18 protein-coding genes are annotated in these 22,447 nt (G+C 31.4%); 13 read left to right on the top strand and 5 right to left on the bottom strand.

The annotated features are described in order from the left end of the window. Positions 1-360: 360 nt before the first annotated feature. The 12 genes from Q7I96_00825 to Q7I96_00770 all read left to right on the top strand — a co-directional run bounded on the left by Q7I96_00825 (position 361) and on the right by Q7I96_00770 (position 14,901). Positions 361-747, top strand: a complete 387-nt coding sequence (locus Q7I96_00825; GenBank protein ID MDO9626152.1) for a heavy metal-binding domain-containing protein — start codon at positions 361-363, stop codon at positions 745-747. Between the two features lie 287 nt (positions 748-1,034). Further along, entirely contained in the window at positions 1,035-1,208 is a 174-nt protein-coding gene (locus Q7I96_00820; protein ID MDO9626151.1) for a hypothetical protein, read from the top strand. Positions 1,209-1,212: 4 nt separating this feature from the next. Further along, complete coding sequence (locus tag Q7I96_00815; protein MDO9626150.1) at positions 1,213-3,558, top strand: AAA family ATPase; 2,346 nt, start codon at positions 1,213-1,215, stop codon at positions 3,556-3,558. A gap of 234 nt (positions 3,559-3,792) precedes the next feature. Then, positions 3,793-4,929, top strand: a complete 1,137-nt coding sequence (locus Q7I96_00810) for a DNA double-strand break repair nuclease NurA (GenBank protein MDO9626149.1) — start codon at positions 3,793-3,795, stop codon at positions 4,927-4,929. A gap of 9 nt (positions 4,930-4,938) precedes the next feature. Beyond that, positions 4,939-6,513: a DUF87 domain-containing protein gene (locus tag Q7I96_00805; GenBank protein ID MDO9626148.1), complete on the top strand. Its 1,575-nt coding sequence runs from the start codon at positions 4,939-4,941 to the stop codon at positions 6,511-6,513. After that, a complete protein-coding gene (locus Q7I96_00800; GenBank protein ID MDO9626147.1) occupies positions 6,513-7,796 on the top strand; it encodes a DNA repair exonuclease in 1,284 nt (427 codons plus the stop codon). Before Q7I96_00805 ends, Q7I96_00800 begins: the two co-directional genes overlap by 1 nt. Next, entirely contained in the window at positions 7,786-10,227 is a 2,442-nt protein-coding gene (locus Q7I96_00795; protein ID MDO9626146.1) for an SMC family ATPase, read from the top strand. Before Q7I96_00800 ends, Q7I96_00795 begins: the two co-directional genes overlap by 11 nt. Then, positions 10,217-10,537: a hypothetical protein gene (locus Q7I96_00790; protein ID MDO9626145.1), complete on the top strand. Its 321-nt coding sequence runs from the start codon at positions 10,217-10,219 to the stop codon at positions 10,535-10,537. The genes Q7I96_00795 and Q7I96_00790 overlap by 11 nt, the downstream gene beginning before the upstream one ends. A 541-nt stretch (positions 10,538-11,078) precedes the next feature. Then, on the top strand, positions 11,079-11,522 hold the full coding sequence (locus tag Q7I96_00785; protein MDO9626144.1) for a hypothetical protein: 444 nt from the start codon (positions 11,079-11,081) through the stop codon (positions 11,520-11,522). Between the two features lie 480 nt (positions 11,523-12,002). Beyond that, complete coding sequence (locus tag Q7I96_00780) at positions 12,003-13,547, top strand: MFS transporter (protein ID MDO9626143.1); 1,545 nt, start codon at positions 12,003-12,005, stop codon at positions 13,545-13,547. A gap of 148 nt (positions 13,548-13,695) precedes the next feature. Then, positions 13,696-14,022 (top strand): heavy metal-binding domain-containing protein, encoded by a 327-nt coding sequence (locus Q7I96_00775; GenBank protein MDO9626142.1) that lies wholly within the window; start codon positions 13,696-13,698, stop codon positions 14,020-14,022. 36 nt (positions 14,023-14,058) lie between these two features. Further along, a complete protein-coding gene (locus Q7I96_00770; GenBank protein ID MDO9626141.1) occupies positions 14,059-14,901 on the top strand; it encodes a heavy metal-binding domain-containing protein in 843 nt (280 codons plus the stop codon). An 86-nt stretch (positions 14,902-14,987) separates the two neighbouring features. Here the strand turns inward: Q7I96_00770 and Q7I96_00765 are convergent, their stop codons facing one another. From Q7I96_00765 to msrA, 5 genes are all read right to left on the bottom strand, one after another. Beyond that, complete coding sequence (locus Q7I96_00765) at positions 14,988-15,170, bottom strand: hypothetical protein (protein ID MDO9626140.1); 183 nt, start codon at positions 15,168-15,170, stop codon at positions 14,988-14,990. Positions 15,171-15,256: 86 nt separating this feature from the next. After that, positions 15,257-15,700, bottom strand: a complete 444-nt coding sequence (locus Q7I96_00760; protein MDO9626139.1) for a hypothetical protein — start codon at positions 15,698-15,700, stop codon at positions 15,257-15,259. Positions 15,701-16,341: 641 nt separating this feature from the next. Next, on the bottom strand, positions 16,342-17,223 hold the full coding sequence (locus Q7I96_00755; GenBank protein MDO9626138.1) for a thiamine pyrophosphate-dependent enzyme: 882 nt from the start codon (positions 17,221-17,223) through the stop codon (positions 16,342-16,344). Between the two features lie 12 nt (positions 17,224-17,235). Then, positions 17,236-18,984: a 2-oxoacid:acceptor oxidoreductase subunit alpha gene (locus Q7I96_00750; protein MDO9626137.1), complete on the bottom strand. Its 1,749-nt coding sequence runs from the start codon at positions 18,982-18,984 to the stop codon at positions 17,236-17,238. Positions 18,985-19,110: 126 nt separating this feature from the next. After that, positions 19,111-19,626, bottom strand: a complete 516-nt coding sequence (gene msrA, locus Q7I96_00745) for a peptide-methionine (S)-S-oxide reductase MsrA (GenBank protein MDO9626136.1) — start codon at positions 19,624-19,626, stop codon at positions 19,111-19,113. Between the two features lie 317 nt (positions 19,627-19,943). On the opposite strand from msrA, the gene Q7I96_00740 reads away from it, so the two are divergent. Next, entirely contained in the window at positions 19,944-22,232 is a 2,289-nt protein-coding gene (locus tag Q7I96_00740) for a phospholipase D-like domain-containing protein (GenBank protein ID MDO9626135.1), read from the top strand. The last annotated feature ends 215 nt before the right edge of the window (positions 22,233-22,447 follow it).

Raw genomic sequence — 22,447 nt, 5'->3', positions numbered from 1 at the left:
TCTACCCCTACTAGATCACCAGGCCAAACTCCGACTTCTAAGTCGGCTGTTTCACCACCTAAATCTCCTGGTTCTGGTCTGCCACGACCAAAAGCACCTCCAGTGAGAAAAATTGAAGTGCCAGAACCTGAAGCAGAACCGATTGTGAATGCTCCTGAAATAGAAGCAGAAGAGCCTTCTACTGTAGAAGAAGTAGTAAAACATTGCCCTAATTGTGATGTGGATTATTCCAATGACACTAATTTCTGCCCAGATTGTGGATCTAAATTAGAAGACGTGGTAGAAGAAGTTGTAGAAGACATTCCTGAAGAAGAAGTTGTAGAAGAAGTTTCCACAGAAGAAACTCCAGAAGAACCAGGAATGGTAGTAGTACGGCCCGAAGACATCCCTTTAAACACAGCCACTTTTGCTGATGACATTGTGGTAGTAACCTCTAATTTTGTTCCTGGATTTAAGGCCGTAGAAACCTTAGGGTTTGTATATGGTCTAACTGTGCGAAGTCGAGGTGTAGGTGGCCAAATAGGTGCTGGAATAAGGTCCATGTTTGGTGGGGAAATAAAAGAGTACGTTCAAATGATGGAAGAAAGCCGTAACCAGGCCCTGGAGCGTATGATTGAACATGCCCGTAGTATGGGGGCCAATGCCATTATCAGTTCCCGATTTGATTCAGATCAGATTTCTGATATAATGCAAGAGATTTTGGCCTATGGTACGGCTGTTATTATTGAGGAAGAAGATTCTCAATAATTATTTTTTATTTTTTTATTTTTAGATTATTCCAATTCTTCTTCTGATTTTTTTAAATTTTTTAATACCTAAATTATTATATGTTATTTCATCATTCTATTTCGGCAACCATGTATGTAATAACATGTGAACATTAGATCCAATTAGAATGAAATAAATCTATCAGATCTTGGATTTGTAATTTACTTAAAATTTTCTATTTTATAATAATAACAAATAATAAAAGTAATATTGGATTATAATAGCACATAAATGTTTATTTAAATAAAGTAATATGGGGCTTTAAAATGAGTGTGCTAGAGGATATATTGGAAGAATTCTTTAAAGAATTGAATGATGATGATAAAGTTCCTAATGAACTTATAGATAGCATGAAAAGTTTAATTGAAAATGACGATTTTTCTTCTGAAAATTTATTAGAAATATTGGAAAGTAGTGACTTAAATGGTTCTGAAGATTAAAAAAATGCATATTAAAGCATTTAGGGGTATAAAAGATAGTGAAATTTTACTAAACGAAAAATCTCTTTTGATTTGTGGTGAGAATGGCACTGGAAAAAGTTCAATTGTAGATTCTATAGAATTTTTCTTTAAAGGAAAAGTTTCTACATTAAAAGGAAGTGGAATAACTTTTAATCGGCATGGACCGCACACTAATCATACACAGGAGGATATAAAAGTTGATTTAACTTTTACAGCAGAAAATACTCTTACTAGAACACATAATTCATTTAGTCCAATACCATCTAATTATAAAAAGTATTTTAATGTATCACAAGATGGTGTATTCATTTTACGTAGAAAGCAACTTCTTTCATTTATTGATAACACTCCTTCGGAACGTTTTAATGTCATTAGTGGATTTATGGGAATAGATTATTTAGATAAAATTGAAAAAGCAATGAAAGAATCTGTTTATGACTTAAAAAAAGGAGTAGATGAGAAGGAAACAGGCATCCAAAAAATTTTGAATAATATATCTGAGATTGTTGGAAAAGTAATAACTAGTGAAAAAGAAATTTTACCAAGTTTAAATGAACTATTTAAGAAACATGGTTTGCCTGAACTAACTTCTTTCGAAAAAGCACCCGAACATAGTGCAAAAATGTTTTCAATTGTCAAAGAAGACTCTGATAACTTACAAAATATTATTATTCTTAAAGAAATTCGAGAAAAAACTGAAAATAAAGTTGAAACCGATTCACACTCGAAAATAAAGGATTTCAATATTAAATTAAATGATCTTCTGAAAGAAAACATGAAAGAAAACATGTCTTTAAAATTGTTGCTTGAAAGCGGGAAAGATGCATTAGAAATAGACAAATTAGAGAATAAATGTCCATTGTGTGAAGAAAAAGTTGATAAAAAAGATTTAATATCTAAAATCGAAGAAAGATTGCAATCTTTTGAGAAAACTTCGGAAGACTTCTTAAAATTGAAAGAAGAACTAAAATCAATTAGTGATGAAATAAGTAACCTGATTAATCATGGTAATGATATTCTAAATCAAATAGAAAGATTTGATGAATTTAAAGATGATGAAACAAATTTAAAAGAAAAAATAGATTATTTAGTTAATTTTCAAAAACAGCTGAAATCAGTTTTAGATAAAAATGATCAAATATTGATTAATGATTTTAATACTATCTTAGATGATTTTTCAGATATTTTAATAAATATAAACAAAAAGACTGAAGAATTAATTTCTAAAATTAAAATTACCGACGATGAAAAAAAATTCTTAGATCTATTAGAAGTGCTTGCAGTTGCAATAAGTAAAATCAAAGATATAACTGAGTATAATGATAATTTGAAAGAACTAAAATCTCGATTAGAACTAATAGATAATATTTACAATTCTTTTATTGAATTGAAGAAAAGTAAAATTCAGTCCATTTTTGATTCTATACAATCTGATATTCAAGATTTTTATTCATTACTCCATCCCAAAGAGCCCCATAATAATATAGAATTAAAAATAGTTAGGAACGCAAGTGCTGAACTTAAAATAACTTCTTTTAGTCGTGAAAATCAAGACCCTCGAGCTCTAACTAGTGAGGGGCACCTTGATTCATTAGGTTTATGTATTTTTCTTGCTTTAGTGAATAAATTTAATAAAGATTGCTCTTTGATAGTGCTTGATGATATTGTAACTACAGTGGATTCAGCCCATAGACAGATGATATGTAAATTGCTATTTACACAATTTAAAAAGAAACAATTTATTATAACTACTCATGAAAATTTATGGTATCAACAGTTATTCAAATCACAACAAGTTTTTGGAGTTAATTTTGAAAATTATATTATTTCTAATTGGACAGTTGATGATGGACCTGATTTAAAACCTTATAAAATTAATTTAGATAGAATATATGAGAAAATTTCATCTGGTGACTTATCTTGTGCTGGAAATGAAAGTAGACAATACCTTGAATGGGTTTTAGAAGAGATTTGTAAGTCTATCGATGCAGAAGTCCTAATGAAAGAGAGATATACTGCAGGTGACCTCATGAGTCCTGTCAGAGGCCAGCTGAAAGAAATAATAGCTGATCCAGATATTAAGAAAGAAATAAAAGATGCTTTTAGAGAATTAGAAAATAACAGTATAATGGGTAATATTCTTTCACATAATAACTTATTTGCAGGGAATGTTTCAGCAACAGAAGTTAAAAGATTTGTTGAATCAGTTAAGAAAATACATGATTTAATGACATGCCCGTCTTGTGGAAAATTCATTCAATATCATGAAAGAGCAGGAATTCTTAAATGCCCTAAAAAATGTCCAGATTCAGTTATAATTTCTAATTAATGCATTGAATTTTCTAAAGAAATAGAATGCTATATTTCCAAAAGATTATCATATAATAAATAATAACGACTTAAAAATTATTGTTGAAGGTTATTAGTCCAAGAGAAGACTGAATGGTGAAAATTATATTACTCGCTGTAGAGAGTGGTTAGAGATACCATGCAGGAAATTAGACCACCACTTCTTGAAAATTCTTTACTATAAAGAATGTTATTTAATATAATATGACTAATTATGAACTATTTAAATAACTTCTCGGGAGATGTAAATATATTAACGGATAGTATGCGTCAGATAGCTGAGAAAATCGCTGAACTTTCAGAAAGGGAAATTGGTGAACCTAATATTAAAGAGTTTAAACCGGATAAATTAGATAAAAATCGTTTTTACGAAATTCCGTCAACCCATACATCGAGAAAAATTGCTTGTATTGATGGAGGAAATCAAGAACTTCTTACAACACCTGAATTTTCTGCTCAATTAAATAGGGTTTATTTTAATATTTTTAAAGATAAAAAAAGAGTTCCCATAGAATCGGATATTCCTCAGAAAATTGAATTTTTATCATTGACAACGACGAAATTTGGTAAGAACAAAATTTACTTTGAAACTTCTATTTCACCGATTGATGATGAGTTCAATGAATATTTACCTAATGAAACTAAGTTAACCAGCAGTGAAGTTGATGAAAAAGTCAGTGCGACTTCAAAAGAAGGTATGGAACGTGTAGCTTCAAAAGCTCGTCGGTGTACTGAATGGATTATTGCAAAACGTTTGTTGGATATGGAATTAGATAGTGGAGATATTATAATTAGGGATGGATCTTTGCAAGTAGGCCATAGCCGAGAGAATGAATATGTAAACAAATTATTTAATAAAGCTATTGATGATGGAATTATTTTAACTGGCCTTTCAAAAACATGTAGATTAACCACTACAACACAATTATCTATTATTGCTGCTATTCAAAGGTTATCTAGGGAAACTAAACTTAAATCTAGCAAATGGGTTTATTATCCTATTGCTGAAATGAAAAAGAGTGAACCTAAGCCGTTGATGATGGTGGTTAAAATGAGCAAATTTGCTTATTCGCCATTTAGATTTGAAATGTTGAATAAACAAGCTAATGAACTAGGGCGGAATTCTATTTTGGATATTATTTCTTCCATTGCAAAACAATCAAATGATCTGTCATTGCCAGGGTATCCTTATGGCCTTTTTGACGCTGATAGGTGGGCTAGGGTAACTAATGAAGAAATTGAATCATACAAAACACGTTTTTATTCAGAGATATCTAAAACTGGAATATGGGATGATTTAAAATATAATATTAGAGCTATTGATCTTCATGATAAATTAGATTCTATGTAGGTGATTTAATTGGATAAAATTGGTCAAATTGTAGGTGGCGGATTAAATAACATTTATATAAGGGGAAAAAGTGGAGAAAAATTGGAACTAGGAGATCTTTTAGTTTCAGAATCTAAAAATAAAGATAAAAATTCTATTATCTTCCAAGTTAAAGATATTGAATATAAAAGTCAATTATCCGCATCAACTCATGAAATGGTTTCTGGATTAGAACTTGAGGGATTTGGGGCTGGTTTAAACTGGATGGAACCCGAATTAAGGAATTATGTTGTTGCAAAAGCTAAACCGTTACTTGAAGTTGGAAAAGATGGAAATATCAAAAGCCCAAAAAAACTTCCTGATTTTTTTAATTATGTAAGGATTATTAATAGTGATGATCTTGGATTTTTAGAAACAAAGGATTCTAATGATTACTTACATTTAGGAAAAGTTAGAAGTGGTTCTGAACAGTTAGATGTAGATGTATCTATTGATGCAACCAAAGCGTTAACTCATCACATGTTAATACCTGCAACTACTGGTAGGGGGAAGAGTAATCTGGTAAAAGTGATTCTATGGGGATTAATAGAATCTGAAAATACTGGAATTTTAGTTTTAGATCCTCACAATGAATATTATGGTGATACAATTAATAAAGGATTAAGAGATCACCCTGAAAGTCAAGATATGTTAGATTATTATTCTGTTAATTCTGATGCGATGGGAGAATCATTGATTATTAGTGTCAAAAATATCAGGCCAGAAAATTTTAATGGTATATTTTCCTTTACTTCAGCACAATCAGATGCTATGTATGCATTATATAATCATTTTAGAGAAGATTGGATCTTAAAAATTATTGAAGGTATTGATTCCAATACTTTAAGCAAAATTAGAGTTAGAGCAGAAACTATTAATGTTATTGAGCGAAAATTGGATAGATATATTGGTATTTACTTAAAAGATGATAAAATACGATTTAGAAGCAATATTTTCAAGGGTGAAGAAGGTATTAATACAATTGAAAATATCATTAATTCTCTTGAAGAAGGGAAAATTGTTATTATTGATACTTCTAAATTAAGCGATTCGGAAGAGCTATTTATTGGAAGTATAATTTCAGGAAGAGTTTTAAATAAATATAAAAATTTCAATAGTTCTGAATTGGAAAATAAGCCAGTTATAAGTATAGTTATTGAAGAAGCTCCTAGGGTATTAGGTAAAGACGCTTTTCAGGGACAAATGAATATTTATAGTACAATAGCTAAAGAAGGAAGAAAATTTAAAATTGGATTAATTGCCATAACTCAGCTTGCAAGTGTTATTCCTCGTCCTATATTAGCTAATATGAATACTAAAATTATTTTAGGAAATGAAATGAATGTTGAAAGATCTGCTTTAATAGATAGTGCAGCACAAGATCTTTCTGAAGATAATAGGATTATTGCGAGTTTGGATAAGGGTCAAGCTATTGTAAGTAGTGTTTTCACTAAATTTGCTATCCCTATTCAAATTCCTTTTTTTGATGAATATGTGGATGAATATCTTAAAAATAATCCTCCAAGAAAGAGAGTTACAGGAAAAATTGGTTTGGTAGGTACATAATGTATAAGTTTGCTCATTTGGCTGATTGTCATTTAGGTTTTCAAAAACTAGCAGAATTAAAAGAATTAGAATTTAAAGCTTTTAATGATGCATTGGATATATGTGTTCAAGAAAAAGTTGATTTCATAATCATTGCTGGGGATCTTTTCCATTCTAATCTTCCAGACATGAATGTTGTAAAAAAAACTGTTGCAAAACTAAGGGAAATAAATGAAAAGAATATTCCTATCTATATGAGTTATGGTAGTCATGATTTTAGTCCTAATGCTACTTCTATTATAGATATAATTACAGAAAGCGGCCTTTTAAAAAATATTTATACTCCGGAAATTGTTGAATTGGATGATGGTAACCAAAAAATTGGATTGAGATTTACTACTGATGAAAAAACTCAATGTAAATTAACTGGAATCATTGGAAGAAAAATCGGTCTTGAAGAAGATATTTTTGAATTACTAGATATTGATAGTTTAGAAAATGAAAATGGTTTCAAAATTTTTGTTTTTCATACTTCTATTACGGAATTAATGGATAAATCGTTGTCTAAGATAGTAGATAGTATTTCAATAAATAAATTTCCAAAAGGTTTTAATTATTATGCCGGAGGCCATATTCACAAAAAAATTTTTACTGAGTCCGTTGAAGGTAGAGGCCCGGTTATTTACCCCGGTTCCCTTTTTTCAGGATATCCCCGAGATTTTGAGATTAGTGCTAAAGGTGAAAAAAGAGGGTTCTTCATAACTGAATTTGAAAATGATATAATCGATATAAAGTTTCATGAGATTAAAGTGGCTGAATATGAATTTATTTTATTGAGTGTTAATGATGAAACATCTTATCAGTTCTATGATCGGGTATTGAATGAAGTTCAGGAAATAGATGTGAATAATAAAATTGTTATTTTAAAGCTTGAGGGAGAACTCTCAGGTGGTAAAACATCTGATATAAATCTTTTCGATATTAGAAAAACTTTGAATGAAAATGGGGCGTTTAGTGTTAATATTAATCATCATAGTCTAAAATCTAAAGAATTTTCTAATATAACTACTAAAGGTGAAAATAAGGCTGAAATTGAAGAAAATATTCTTAGAGAGAATATTGGAACAGTCAATATTAACATTGAAAACTTAAAAGGCGATAAAGGCGCTCAAAAAGCATATGAACTTGTTAATATATTAAGACATGACTCAAAACTTAATGAAAAAAAACAGGATTATAAAAATAGAATTATTAAAGATGCTTTAAATCTTTTAGATGTTGAGGTGTTGCCTGATGATATTTAAAGCACTTAACCTAGATAATATTAGAAGTTATAAGCGTTATCAAATTGATTTCCCATTAGGAACTTCTCTTTTTGAGGGGGATATTGGCTCTGGAAAATCTACTATTTTAATGGCCATTGAATTTGCTTTATTTGGATTGGGTAATCAAAAAGGAGATTCATTACTTAGAAAAGGATCGAAAAGAGGTACTGTTGTCCTAGAATTTGAAAATAATGGTAAAAACTATCTGGTTGAAAGAAGTCTGACTAGAAAAGATAAGAGTGCGCCTGTAAGGCAAGGAAAATCTATTTTAAGTATTGATGGGGCGATTTATCAATTTTCTCCTACAGAAATTAAAGAGAAAATATTGGAAATTTTGAATTTTAATGAATCTCCAAATCCAAAATCTCAGAGTTTTATATTTAGATATGCCATTTATACCCCTCAAGAGGAAATGAAAAATATATTGTCCCAAAAACCGGATGTTAGGCTGCAAACACTCAGAAGAGCATTTGGAATAGAAGAATACAAAATTGCTATAGAAAATTCTTTATTAATTTCTAATTACCTAAAAGAGATAAAACGGTACTTTGAGGGCCAAATAGTTAATCTCAATGATAAAAAACAAGAATTTGAAGAACTTCATAAAAGCAAGCTTAGCGCTGAAAAAGATATGGGTTATTTAACAATAGAACTTTCTAAATATGAATCAATCCATGATAAAGAGAAATCTGAATTAGAACAGCTTAATTCTATCGAGGCTAAAATAAAAGAAATTAAGGTTCAGATACCTCATTTAAAAACTCAAATTAATGACAAAGAGTTATTAATAGCTAAATACTCAAATGAGATTAAAAATCTTGAAGATGAGAACCAGTTATTAAATCAAGATATTGCAAACTTTAAAAAAGTGGAAAAACCTTCAAATCTGAATGAAGAACAAATTAAAGGAAATATATCTGCTCTTAAATCGACAATTAATAAAAGGAATGAAATTTTAGCCAAAAAATCTTTTTTAAATGATGAAAAAACAGATTTAGAGTCAAAATTAGGAGATTATAAAGTTTCGGATGTTCTTGACTTGACTAAAGAGAAACAAAATATTATTAAAGCTTTAGAAAAGAAAGAGGATTTAATTACTGGGACAGAAGAGCAGAATAATGAGATTTTGAAAAATAAATTTAGAATTGGCGCTGTTATAACTGAACTAAAAGAAAAACAAAGTAATTTAGACGGGGTTAGTGATGTTTGTCCGATCTGTGATAGTGTATTAGATGATTCTAGAAAAAAATCAATAAAAAACGAAAGAGAAGCTCAAATTCTTGAAAAATCAAAAGAAATTGAAATTATTGAAGAACAATTGAATAGAAAATCCGAGGATTTAAAAAATCTATTAAAAGAAAGAGATGATTATAAAAATTTAATAATAGAATTTGGATCTCTTATTGTTCAAAAAGAAAAATTAGATAATTTAAATGGTGAAATATTTAAATTAAATAATGCTTGTAAAGCATTAGACCTATATATGTCTTCTTTAGAAAAAGACTCATCTGAAATTTCAACTCCTAATGAATTGCTATTTTTTTATGAAGAAATTTTGGAAAAGATTAGATACTTTAACAAAATTCAAGGGGATATTGCACAATTAAATAATCAATTAATCAAAAATCAGAACAAAATACAAGAAAAATCCCTTGAAATCGAATCTAACTCTGCAAGCAAAGAAGTATTGTCAAAAACTCTTTTAGATGCAAAAAAGGAATCTGAACAACTATTTGATATTTCTGATCAAATCGAGAAACTTAAAAAAGAACACCAGACAACAAGTTTTAAATTTCAGGATTTGAAGGCGAGATATGTCAAAACTAAAACATTAATCGATCGTTTTGAAATTGAAATAGAGAAAATAAACTCTGAAATTATAAATAAGGAAAAAATAAAGTCACGTTCAAATATTGTAAATGATAATTATATTTGGATTAATGATTATCTGATTCCAACTCTTAATTTGATTGAAAAGAGAATGATGAAAAAAATATTCATAGATTTTAATAATAACTTTCAAAAATGGTTTAAAATTCTTATTGACGATTATTCTAAGGCTGTTAAAATTAATGAAGAATTTACACCTATTGTTGAACAGGATGGTTTTGAACAGGAAATCAATTATTTGAGTGGCGGTGAAAAAACTAGTGTTGCATTTGCATATAGGCTAGCTTTAAACAGCATTGTTCAAGTAGAATCAACTAGTTTGGAATCTAATGTTCTTATTTTAGATGAACCTACAGATGGATTCAGTAAAGAACAACTTTTTAAAATTAGGGACATTTTAGATGAATTAAAAACTGAACAATTAATTATGGTTTCACATGAACAAGAACTGGAGAGTTTTGCAGACCATACATTCCGAGTTGAAAAAGTTGATGGTAATTCAACTATAGTTGATTTATGATGTGTACGGGCCAGTAGGTAAGACCACACTGGACATGATAAGTGGTGGAGAACGAATAGCTGTTGCATTAGCATTAAGGTTAGGGATTACCAAGGCACTTTCCGGTGGCACTCTTGAGCTTATAATGTTGGATGAACCTACCATACATTTAGATACTTTCCGCCGATCAGAACTTATTGATATTTTAAAAAGAATGTCTATTATTCCACAGATGATAATTGTAACTCATGATGTGGATCTGGAAGAAGCCGCGGAAAATATCATTAAAGTGGAGAAAGTAGAGGAAATTTCTAGGGTAATGGTGGAATAGTAAATAAGTGCATTAGGGGATAGATATGATGTTGTAATTTACTCAAGTTTAATTTCCATTATAATTATTTTATTTTTCAAATATTTTTTTTAAAAAAATCAATAAAAACACCATAAATTGAAAAATATCTCTTAATACGCCTTAATTAAAAATAAGTAACATGGTGTAATATAAATCGTTTTTAAGGAATATTAAAATCTTATTTTATTGATTGCCACCTAAAACTTCCTTCTTTGTAAAGGCCTTACTTTAACTATTTTAGAATACATTTTAATTAGGGTTATTATATTAAATTATGTCACATTTAATGCTCTGAGCTTGAAAATAGGCTCCCATATCTCTTATCTCTATAGGACTATATCAATCTCTTTTAAAAGGCTTTTAAATCCTAAAAAAGTCCCTAAAAGCGTCTTATTTTTATTTTCCGACCAAAGCATTTATAAGTGTTGCAGACTAAAGTTCATTTTTCCAAGATGGGTCTTATGAGTTCAAGACACTTGGAAATGGAGGCGATAAAATTACGCGAAACAAAGTTTTTGCAGTGCTTTTTGCACTAAGTATAGTTGCAGGAATATTACCTGTATCATTTGCAGACAATAATCAAGAAAAGACTAAATTTAAATTAAATGAATCTAATACTCACGTTAAAGTTGACAAGGCCGTAGAAGTAAATGGGGCCTATAAATATAAGAAGTACAAAAAGTACAAAAAGTACTCTTATAAGAAATCCAGTGGATATCGTTACAGTAAAATTGGAGACTGTTGGGCAATGAGTAACTACCTTTACAAAAAATTAACCAAAAAAGGTACTAAAGCTAGAATTGTCCAGTATAAAACCAAAATGTCTTCCAGACACAGGTCCGTCCAATTATATAAAAATGGAAAATGGGCAGATTATAATTACAAGGCCAATGGTATTAATAAGATATATAATGCCACTTCCAGTAAACCCGGTATGAAAGTAATTGCCACTTCTAAAGTATGAATTCATACTCTTTAAAGAGAAAGTAAATATATTCTTTCTCTATTTCTATTTATTTTATAAATGAGTTTTAATTCAATCATTAGAATATGATTGATTATTTTTTATTTTACATATTTTTTAATAGGTTCTATTTTTATTCCAATTTTTGAAAAATATTTAGTTCTGATTAAATTGATGAATTAATTTTCTTAGTGTTTTATTTTCAATTTTATTGTTGTTGAAAGTTTTTTTAAATACTTCCGTATTGGTTTTGGGCATTCATAGAGCAATATATTTTTAAATAAGTCTGTATTGGCCTTATAGTAACGTTATAGTAATATATATTAACTTACAAGTTCAAAGATTAATCTATAATTTTAAATTTAGAATAAATATAGTAACCAAATTTGAATTAGGAAATAATCTTTTTGAACTTTGATAAATTGATTCATGTATTATAAAATGAAATTTCAATGATTTTAATGATGATAAGGGGATATCATGGCCGATAACGATCAGTATAAGTGGGGAGTAGTATTAGTTGCCTGTTTGGCAATTTTTATCATAGTTTTAGACACATCTGCAATGAATGTGGCGATAACAACATTGGTAGTAGAATTAAATACAACTTTGTCTGAAATCCAGGGTATTATAGCATTATATGCTCTGATAATTGCTTCTTTTATGTTATTAGGGAGCAAACTCCAGGATATCATGGGAAGAAAAAAGACATTTTTGATAGGATTAGGTATTTATGTTATCGGAACAACTATAGCCACTTTTAGTACCTCTGCAACCATGCTTCTTATAGGATGGGCGATTTTCGAAGGTATTGGTGCTGCTTTGATTTTCCCAGCCACCACAACTCTGGTGGGATCCAGTTATAAAGGCAAAGATAAAATAACTGCTTTTAGTATTTGGGGTGGAGTAGCAGCAATGGGGGCAGCTATAGGCCCTATTATCGGTGGAATATTTACCACATATTTAACCTGGAGATTAGTATTTGGATCAGAAATAGTAATTGTGGCTGTAATTTTCTTGCTCAGACATTACCTATCTGAATCAACACCCACTCTCCAATGGAAAGATTTGGATATTTTAGGAGCAGTGCTTTCCATAATATCTTTAGTATTGATAGTTACGGGTATATTATTCCTCAGCGACCCCATGAACTGGGCATATGTAACTGTGTTACTAGTTTCAGGATTAATTCTCTTTGCAGTCTTTTTATTATGGCAGAGAAGGAGAATTAATAAACATTCACAACCACTAATTGATATATCCCTTTTAAAGAATCGTCTATTTGGTTTAGGTACTATTAACTCAGTTATACAGCAAATACCTCTAGCAGGATTTCTTTTTATTATACCTGTATTCCTCCAGCAAGTCATTAAACTCAATGCTTTCAACACCGGATTTGCTCTTTTACCAGCATCAATTACTATTCTAGTGGTGGCCATAGTAGGTGCCCGGTTATCAACCCTTATGGACTCTAAATATGTGGTTATGATTGGTTTTCTTATCTCAGCAGCAGGAATGATAATACTGGCCCCAGTATTTAATGTAAATACTCAAATATCAGATATCATTCCAGGATCAATAGTCTTTGGTGTAGGAATAGGCCTTCTAATGTCACAGTTAACTAATCTTGCCATGTCCGCTGCCAGAGATGACCAAGAAACTGATGCTTCTGGTTTATTCAACTCATTTAAGAATTTAGGTTATTCTATTGGAACTGCATTAATCGGTGTTTTCCTTATAGTGGGGATGTTTTGGGGAATTAGTGCAGGAATAGCATCTACAGGGCAGGCTGGGAATATGACAAACGAGGAAATACAAAGTAATGTTATATTTAACTACTTTGAAAAGATGCAAACCGGCACACCTCCGGAAGTATCGCCACAATTACAGCCGTATACTACGGAGATTATTAATTCGTCCATTAGTTCTGCAATGAAGCAATCATTCTATGCTATGGCATTAATCATGATCTTAGGATTTATAACCAGTATTTTTATTCCAAAGAGAAAAGAACCTAATCCCTAGTTTGGATAAATTATTTTATCCTATGGACCAAATAAATTAGATATAATCATGAAATAGATAAAATACGAAATATATAAAAGAATTCAAAACAATTGTTAAAAAAATATAATATTATTAAAATAGTTTTATAAATTTTAGGGAGAATTAGATGCTAATTATAACTACACCAAACATTGAAGGGAAAGAAATAACTGAATATCATGGATTAGTAACCGGGGACTCTCTTTTGGGAGCAAACCTCTATAAAGATATGTTTTCAGGAGTCAGAGATGTGGTAGGTGGAAGAACCTCCAAGTATGAGGAAGAGCTTTCCAATGCCAGACACATGGCTCTTAATATTGTGCAAGAAAAAGCAGAGAAAATGGGTGCCAATGCTGTGGTGGGAATTCGGGTGACTTATCATAATCTCGGGGGAACCATGGGAAATACTATAATGGTAACTATATCTGGAACTGCAGTTTCATTTAAGGAATAATTTATCATATTAACTTAATTCTTGAGGTGAATCTTTTTGCTTGCTTCTGAGAGAAATTTTTTCGTAGAAAAACGTTGGGCATTGGTGGCCATAGGCCTGGGAGTTTTAGTAGGTTTTCTTTCCGCCCTAATATGTGTTAGATGGCATTTAATTATTTTTGGATTTAATATAATGTATATTATTTCTCCTTTAATGGCTGGATTTGTGGAGACCGTCATAGCCCGTAAAAAATACGGTAAAAGTACAGGAGCTATTAGTGCTCTTTTAACATTCATTTTAATCAATATTTATGGCTGGTTTGTTTACCCTCGCTTAGCAAAAGAACCAGTTACACTTAGTTTAATTACTGTAGTTGCCATATTACTTACCATACAAGCAGCATTCCCCATATTAGTGAATCATATTCTTTTCGTAGTTGTTCTGGGTACCATCAGGAAGATTATTGAATTTTTAGTCTTTGTTCCTTCAAAAATTATGAGAAAACCTCCTGAAGTCAGGGTATTGGAGGATATTAATGAACAATCTGAGGACCAGATTTTTCTGGATGAACTAAACATACCTTTATTGTCTGTTGCTCCGGCTGATGGAGGAAAAATAAAAAAATATATGGGTTTAGTTGGTGGAGAAGCTGTAGCTCAAGAAAAAGGACCTGAAAATATGGTTTCAAAGATTACCAAGGTAATTGAACCTATGCAACTTGATGATATTGATTTAAGTGAGGCTAGAAAACTGGCCATATCTAGAATGCTTGAAGAAGCTGAATCAATGGGTGCCAATACTGTTGTTGAAGTTTTAATTGGCTATGTTTCCATGGGTGGATTACAAGGAACTGCATTTATTGTAACTGCCACTGGAACAGCAGTTCTATGTGATAAATGAGTAATTAATAGCGTAAGTCATTCAAAAATTATTAATAATATTTTTAAATTTTTTTTGCTTTTTAAAAATAGAAATTATAAAAGAAATTAGTATTTATTTTTATTCCTACTTCGGAATATAAAAAAGGCCACAATGCCCAAAATTATTAAAATTACTACTATAAAAGCTATTATTCCAAAGATTCCTATAAATCCTAATTTTCCCAAGAAGCCCAGTTTTACTAAACCCCCTGATTTCAATCCTCCGATTTTTAGTGCTGTAATAAACATCTAATCACCTCTTTTTATAAAATATAACTTTTTAATAATTAAATTTTATATCAGTATTAACTTATTATCTAAAATATGGGTTCTTATTAAAATTCACAGTACTCATCCACTTCATCATTCAAAAGGCTCTTTATGGATGCTGCAATACAGGATGCACTCCAACCAATAACACCATTACTGAGCTTTTCTAATTCTTCCGGAACATTTTCCATTCCATAGGGCCGAATAAGGAGCACTGGTTTTTCCAACTCCTGGGCCAAATTCAATACAGTCATTATTAGATTTTTATAGGTGGGATACAGTCTTGATAGGACAATTACTTGGTCAGCATCAGTAATCTGGCCTTTAATCACGGTTTTTAACGCATCCATATCTGCTGTTCCAGAAAGACTATTATCTGAATGATTCTCATAGTTAAAATCATGGGCATCTTCCAGCCTTCCAGTAAATCGCCGGTATTCTTCATCAGTTTCCGAAACTTGAGTAATGAACAGATGATAAGTTTTTTGATCCATTTCTTCTTCAAACATGAGTTTTAGCACCTTTTCATTCTTTAGAGCATATTATTTTATAAGTTAATACTATTTATTTGATACGAAGTAATAATAAATATTAAACCTATTTATTAAATTATTAGTTATTATTTATTAACGTATATTGTAAAGATTTTGGTTACAAAAATTAGATTTTAAATATGAATATTACAAAATAAAAAAATTCAAAATAGAATTAACGGGTTAAAAGAAATGCAGAAGCAATATCGAATATTGCAATCAATGTTGCTGCAGCTGCTATAAATGGATTACTATATAATCCTGTCTTTCGTCATCACTTTTTATCCAGGACTCATCAGTTCCTACTATTTTCCTTCAAAAACTAAAGATTATTATATATTTAGTTATAAATATGTTAACTGTAGGTCCATGATTGATATTCTAAACCATATTCTTCATGGATCTGCTATTATAAATTTATTATCATAACTTCTGGTTGTAAATGTTCTTTTATATTGGCCATACACTCTTAGTATAAGATATATTTGATTTTCTTTAATTAAAAAATTGCTTGGCTAATTATCATAATTAATAATTTTTTTGATATGAAAAATAAAAAAGTGTTAAAATAATAGGTTAATATACAACAAATCACATAAAAAATAAAAATTAAAAGATTAAATAGACCTTTTAGACTCAATTAATTCCTTTAATTTATTCTTATCCACGTTCCGAGTAAATAATGGAGAATCATCTTCATTATAAACAGAAATATTCTCTTCAAAGGTCTTAACACCCTCTTTAACATAAAAAATTCCCAATGGAAACTTTCCTTCTCCATCATGAGGGCCTTCAATAGCTCTTTTAAAGGCCTCCACTTTATCATCAGCAACATAAGAGTCTTCCAAATAATAAGAATTCTCTTTAAACCATTGGAATGTATTTACTTTGTTAAAGGTCACACAGGGCTGGAATATATCCACCAAAGCATATCCCTGATGATTAATGGCATTTTTAATGATTTCTTTGGTTTGATTGATATCACCAGAGAAGGCCCTAGCCACAAAGGTAGCTCCTAAGGATATAGCTACTGACAATGGATTGAATGGCTCTTCAAAAACTCCATCCACCTGGAAGGATGTTTTAAAGTGGGATTGGCTGGTGGGTGAGGCCTGTCCCTTGGTTAATCCGTAAACCATGTTGTTGTGGACGATATTGGTAATATTAGGGTTACGTCTTATGGTGTGCATGAAGTGATTTCCACCTTCACCATAGGTACATCCATCTCCACTCACCGCAATAACCGTCATTTTATTATTGGAAGCTTTAATTCCTGTAGCAGGGGAAAGTGATCTGCCGTGCAAACCATTGAATACATTAGCTTTGATATAGTGGGGTAATTTACCGGCCTGCCCTATACCCGAGACCATAACCAGTTCTTCTGGTGGAATCTCCAGCTCACCCAGAGCCATTTTTAATGATTTTAATATAGGGAAATTACCGCAACCAGGACACCAGGCCACATCTGCGTGTTCCATGTCATAAATTTTCGGATCCATTTTAACACCCCTTTAAACTTCTCCTAATTGATATTTTATTATTTCCACTACTTCTTCTACTGAAAATGGCATTCCATTAAATTTCAGGGCCTTTTTACCCACTTTAAAACTAATTTCGGTTTTAATTAAGTTTGCAAATTGTCCTTTAGCATTATTTTCCAGTAAAACCGTTTTCTCAGCCATCTCCAACATTTTCTCTGTTTCTGGATGTAAGGGATATACTTGTTTAAAGTGCAGGAATGCCACATCTTTATTTCCTAATTTTTCCACAGCTTCTCGAATAGGCCAGTAAGTTGATCCCCAGCCAATTACCAGAAGCTTGAACTTTTGCTCTTTTTTCAAATTAGGAGCACCACTATAGAATAATTCTGGTTTAAATGCATCTTCTAGTATTTTATCCATTTTATTCATTCGTTTTTCAACCATAGCAGTTCGGATATCCAGATTTTCAGTGATATGGCCCTCTTCTGTGTGTTCATCAGAATCGACAATGGCCAGGCCAGTGCCATGACCGGGAACTGTACGGGGTGATATGCCGTTTTCAGTGAGTGCATATCTAAGATACTCTGGAGAACTTTCTACCAGGTAATCTTCTACTTCCAGACTATCCAAATCCAATGATGGAGTATTATAATAAATATCGGCAAAATACTGGTCAGTTAAAATAAAAACAGGTATTTGGTATTTTTCTGCCATATTAAATGCATAATGGGCCACTTCCAGGGCATCTTCAAAGTTTCCAGGTGCATAAATTATTCGGGGAAATTCTCCAGGGCTGGAATAAAGGGCCAAATCTAGATCTTCCTGAGCAGTACGGGTGGGAAGTCCCACGGCAGGCCCGGGCCTTTGTGCCAGATAAATAACAATAGGAGTTTCTATCATTCCAGATAATCCCACTGCTTCACTCATGAGGGCAAAACCACTTCCTGAGGTGGCCACTATCGATCTGGCTCCAGCATAAGAAGCACCTAGTCCCATATTAATAGCAGCAATCTCATCTTCAGCCTGTTCAAAAATCATATCAAAATCATGTGCATTTTCAGCAATAAAAACCTGCAGAGGACTGGAAGGAGTCATAGGATAAGAAGACATGAATCTACATCCTCCAGAGATACATCCCAGACCAACTGCTTCGGTTCCATTTATTAAAAGTTCATCTCTCAATTGAAGGGCCTTCGAAATATCAATAGAGATTTTTTTTGAATCTAATATGCTTTGCCCCATTACATAACCAGCACTTCCAGCTTTCAAATCATTATCTAATATTTTCTCTCCCTTCCGGGCAAACATAGCAGTGATACATTCATCAAAGGCCTCTTTTTCAATTCCCAGTAGGCAGGATAGGGCCCCTGCAGCAATTACATTGGAGTAGATGGGACTTCCCAGCTCTCGAGCCTTTTCTAGAAAAGGAACTTTGATTAAATTGTATTTACTACTATCCAGCTCTTTTAAAATATTATCATCACATATAATCACTGTTTCTGGTGATATTCTATTTTCCAAGTGTTTCACAGATTCTTCACTCAAGGCCACCAGGATATCAATCCTATCTACATATGATCTAACTCTTTTTGATGAAGCACGTATCTGGGTGGAGTTCTGCCCTCCTCTAACCCTTGACATGTATTCTTTAGTAGAAAATACGTTATAAGCTCCGGCTTTAATGGCCTTAACCATGATGCTTTCTACGGTTTGAATTCCCTGCCCTGCTTCCCCACAGAGGACAATAGAAACGTCTTCTTCAAGTTTTAAATTAGACATTAGTTCACCTTTTTCCCTTTTTCCATTTTAATCAAACTGAATTAAACAGATTTTAAATTATAAATCCATTAAATTAATATCAATTTAAATTATTAAATCAAAATACCGATTTAACAAATGTTTTGTTTAAAAAAATCCACAACTTTTTAATCCTCGCTTTTTTAGATATTGCTGGTGATAATCTTCAGCCATATAAAATGTTTTTGCTGGTTCGATGACTGTTACTATTTTTTTCCCAAATTGACCAGAGGATTGCATTTTTTCTTTTGATTCTTCAGCGTCTATTTTTTGTTTAGAATTTTGATAAAAAATAACTGATCGATATTGATCCCCAATATCAGGGCCCTGTCTATTTAATGTGGTGGGGTCGTGGCTGACCCAGAAGATATTCAGTAAATCTTGGTAGGAAATTTCCTGTGTATTAAAAAGGATTTCTACTACTTCTACGTGATGAGTATTCTTTTGACACACCTCTTCATAGGTTGGATTTTCGGTTATTCCACCCATATACCCCACGGCAGTTGATTTCACTCCATTCAATTTCCTGAAAGTTTCTTCAACTCCCCAGAAACATCCCGCTCCAAAAGTAGCTCTTTCCAGATTTTCTCCAGATGGATCAACTTCAGATTTTAAATCTTTCATTATTAGCCCCCATGTTTTCCAGTATTTTTCTTATATAATTACAAATTATTTAGATCATGATTTCAACATTATAATTTCAATATTACTATTATGTTTGTTAAGGTACAAATTATTTGAGGAAAAAGATTTTTTGAAAATAAAAAAATTTAAAAAATATACATATTTTAATAGTTCAGATTAGGGGCTATGATTAAAAATATATGGATTATCCAACATATTATTAATTATAAAATAATTTTAAGATGTATATTCTCGTATGGGCCTTATAATCACTTGATTGGTATTGATTAAGTTGAAAGTATTTAAGAGGGATATCTATGGAAAAATGTATTTTGCAGGGACAGCTGGTGGATGATAAAGAAATTCCTATCTATGACATTCAAGTAAAGGTTATTGCTGATTATTCTTCAACTTTTGCAGAGGACCCTGCTCTCGGAGATACCGTAACTGATAAAAATGGTAAATTTGAAATAGATTTCCCTTTAAACCCTGAATTCAAGGAAAATAAGAAAAATAAGATAAAAATAGAATTTTCCATAGATGAAGAGATGATAATGAATATTTCTAAAGATATTCAAAATTCCTATGATGGTATTAAAAATGAAATTGACTTTGGAATTATAAAATTTAATAATGGAAATATTGGAGTTAAAGGGCGAATTATAGATGAAAAAGGAAATCCTATAGTGGGATTACCAGTAATTGCTGAAGATGTTGATTATGGGAAGCTAGAATTAAATGCTCTGGACCTGATTGGGTCTAAGGTTAAATCTTTTATTAAAAATCAAAATATAATTCCTAATGAAGGAGTTTTAGGCAATTCTATGGATTTTATAAAGGATAAATTCCAAGTTTTACTCTTTTTCAGGGATGATTATTTAGGATCCTCAGTTACAGATGAACATGGTTATTACCGCATTGCTTATCCTCAGGAAAAATACAAAGAAATTCTGGACAAGGAACCTGACATAAAAATCATAGTTAAGGATAAACTGGGAGTATTTGAGCTTAGAGAGACCGAAGTTCACCAGAACATAACCAGCACTTTTGAAAAAATAAATGATATTATTATTAACCGGGCTGAGATTGAGGGCTGGCAGGTTACCTTAAATACTGATTCCCCATCCAGAATTAGTGCCCATAATAATTTTGAAATATTGATTGATAATCATCAGGCCTGGGAAAAATTGGTGGAAGTGGTAGATGAAGCAAAATCTTATCTTTATTTAACCCAGTTTGTATTTTACCCAGAATTCATCCCCAAGTTTTTTTCATCTGCAATTGATTCATCTGATTATAAAAGTGACGATACTTTAGCATATAAACTCCTACAAGCTCAAAAACGGGGAGTTGATGTTAAGATTATTATAAATGAGAATCGAGTCGTCCCTGATAATTACGACGAGTTAAGTGATTACTTTAAAGATAGTGATGTGGAAGTAAGAAGATACCCGGCCAAAGGACCTTATTCCATGCACGCCAAGGTTTTTGTTGCTGATGGAGAAAAAGCATTTATAATTGGATCACCATTCACTCAGAGTTACTGGGACACTAGTAAACATGATATTAATGAGCCAAGGCGTCTGGAAAAGAACGAAGGCCCTTACCATGATGTTTCCACCTATTTTGAAGGCCTGGTAATTAATCACTTGGAAGAGTTTTTCAGGGAACTGTGGAATTATCTATCTGACCTTCATTTTAATGGTGAAAATAAGATAACCGATAATAGATCTTTAAATAAGGAAATAATCAATGATAATACCTCAAAAAAACTACCTAATTTCAATCCACTTTTAAGAGTTGAAAACGAGTCTATACAAATAGTAAGATCTATCACTCCTCAATCTATAAGTGAAAAAGGAGAAACAGGGGTATTAGAGGCTTATCGAAAAGCTATAACTAATGCCGAAGATTACATTTATCTGGAAAACCAGTACTTTACCAATAAATACATTATAGGTGCTTTGAAAAAAGCAGTGGAGCTTAAACCAGACTTACAGATAATTTTATTATTAAACGAAGTTCCTGATGTTCCCACCTACCGGAGCTGGCAGCATTACGGTTTTGAATTTATGGGCCTTGATTTAGAAAAATTAATCATTGAACACCCTCAAATTGGAGTTTTTGCCAAGTGGTCAGGTAAATTCCAAAATGGAAAAAATAAACTTCGTAACTGTTACATTCACAGTAAAGTGGCTATTATAGATGATGTATGGGCCACCATAGGTACTTCTAATCTGGATGGTTCTTCTTTAAGTTTTTCTGAGGAGTTTGGAAGCAGTGAATTATCACAAAATCATCGTAACATGGAAATGAATGCTGTAATGTTTGATTTGGAGTCTCCGCGCTCATTTAAAATTGAAAACTTTAGAAAAATACTGTGGGGAGAGCACTTAGGAATGGATATTAGTAATCTGGAAAAACCTCAAGATGGTTGGCTTGATTTGTGGAAAGACAAGGGTTATCACAATATTAGACAGCTAGAAAATGAAGAGATTATTCTCCATGGCGGAATATTACCTTACAGTACTAAGAAAACTCCTAAAGAGCAAATTAAAGATCTAGTGGAACAATACAGAAGAATAAAAGGAAGATTCAATCGTTAATTTAAATTAACATTGAATTTTTTTCGGATTGATGTATGGGACGCAGTGGCCTAATTTTTTAGCATTTTTAAATGGATAACGGTCTTGAATTTATGGTTATTACTAACCATAGAAAATAATTTAAGTTAAAATTATAAATATATCTTTTTATGAATTTGACCGGTTATTTAATTTATTTAGCTTTATTTAGTTCTATTAATGCTCTTTTTAAAAAT

This window comes from Methanobacteriaceae archaeon (genome assembly GCA_030656015.1).
Taxonomy (GTDB): domain Archaea; phylum Methanobacteriota; class Methanobacteria; order Methanobacteriales; family Methanobacteriaceae; genus UBA349.
The sequence above is the reverse complement of the archived record's forward strand: the minus strand, read 5'-3'. Positions and strand labels throughout refer to the sequence as shown.

Excerpts from the sequence above, each read along its gene's own strand:
- Q7I96_00825 (MDO9626152.1), top strand. The coding sequence starts at position 361 with ATGGTAGTAGTACGGCCCGAAGACATCCCTTTAAACACAGCCACTTTT.
- Q7I96_00820 (MDO9626151.1), top strand. The coding sequence starts at position 1,035 with ATGAGTGTGCTAGAGGATATATTGGAAGAATTCTTTAAAGAATTGAAT.
- Q7I96_00815 (MDO9626150.1), top strand. The coding sequence starts at position 1,213 with ATGCATATTAAAGCATTTAGGGGTATAAAAGATAGTGAAATTTTACTA.
- Q7I96_00810 (MDO9626149.1), top strand. The coding sequence starts at position 3,793 with ATGAACTATTTAAATAACTTCTCGGGAGATGTAAATATATTAACGGAT.
- Q7I96_00800 (MDO9626147.1), top strand. The coding sequence starts at position 6,513 with ATGTATAAGTTTGCTCATTTGGCTGATTGTCATTTAGGTTTTCAAAAA.
- Q7I96_00795 (MDO9626146.1), top strand. The coding sequence starts at position 7,786 with ATGATATTTAAAGCACTTAACCTAGATAATATTAGAAGTTATAAGCGT.
- Q7I96_00780 (MDO9626143.1), top strand. The coding sequence starts at position 12,003 with ATGGCCGATAACGATCAGTATAAGTGGGGAGTAGTATTAGTTGCCTGT.
- Q7I96_00775 (MDO9626142.1), top strand. The coding sequence starts at position 13,696 with ATGCTAATTATAACTACACCAAACATTGAAGGGAAAGAAATAACTGAA.
- Q7I96_00765 (MDO9626140.1), bottom strand. The coding sequence starts at position 15,170 with ATGTTTATTACAGCACTAAAAATCGGAGGATTGAAATCAGGGGGTTTA.
- Q7I96_00760 (MDO9626139.1), bottom strand. The coding sequence starts at position 15,700 with ATGTTTGAAGAAGAAATGGATCAAAAAACTTATCATCTGTTCATTACT.
- Q7I96_00755 (MDO9626138.1), bottom strand. The coding sequence starts at position 17,223 with ATGGATCCGAAAATTTATGACATGGAACACGCAGATGTGGCCTGGTGT.
- Q7I96_00750 (MDO9626137.1), bottom strand. The coding sequence starts at position 18,984 with ATGTCTAATTTAAAACTTGAAGAAGACGTTTCTATTGTCCTCTGTGGG.
- msrA (MDO9626136.1), bottom strand. The coding sequence starts at position 19,626 with ATGAAAGATTTAAAATCTGAAGTTGATCCATCTGGAGAAAATCTGGAA.
- Q7I96_00740 (MDO9626135.1), top strand. The coding sequence starts at position 19,944 with ATGGAAAAATGTATTTTGCAGGGACAGCTGGTGGATGATAAAGAAATT.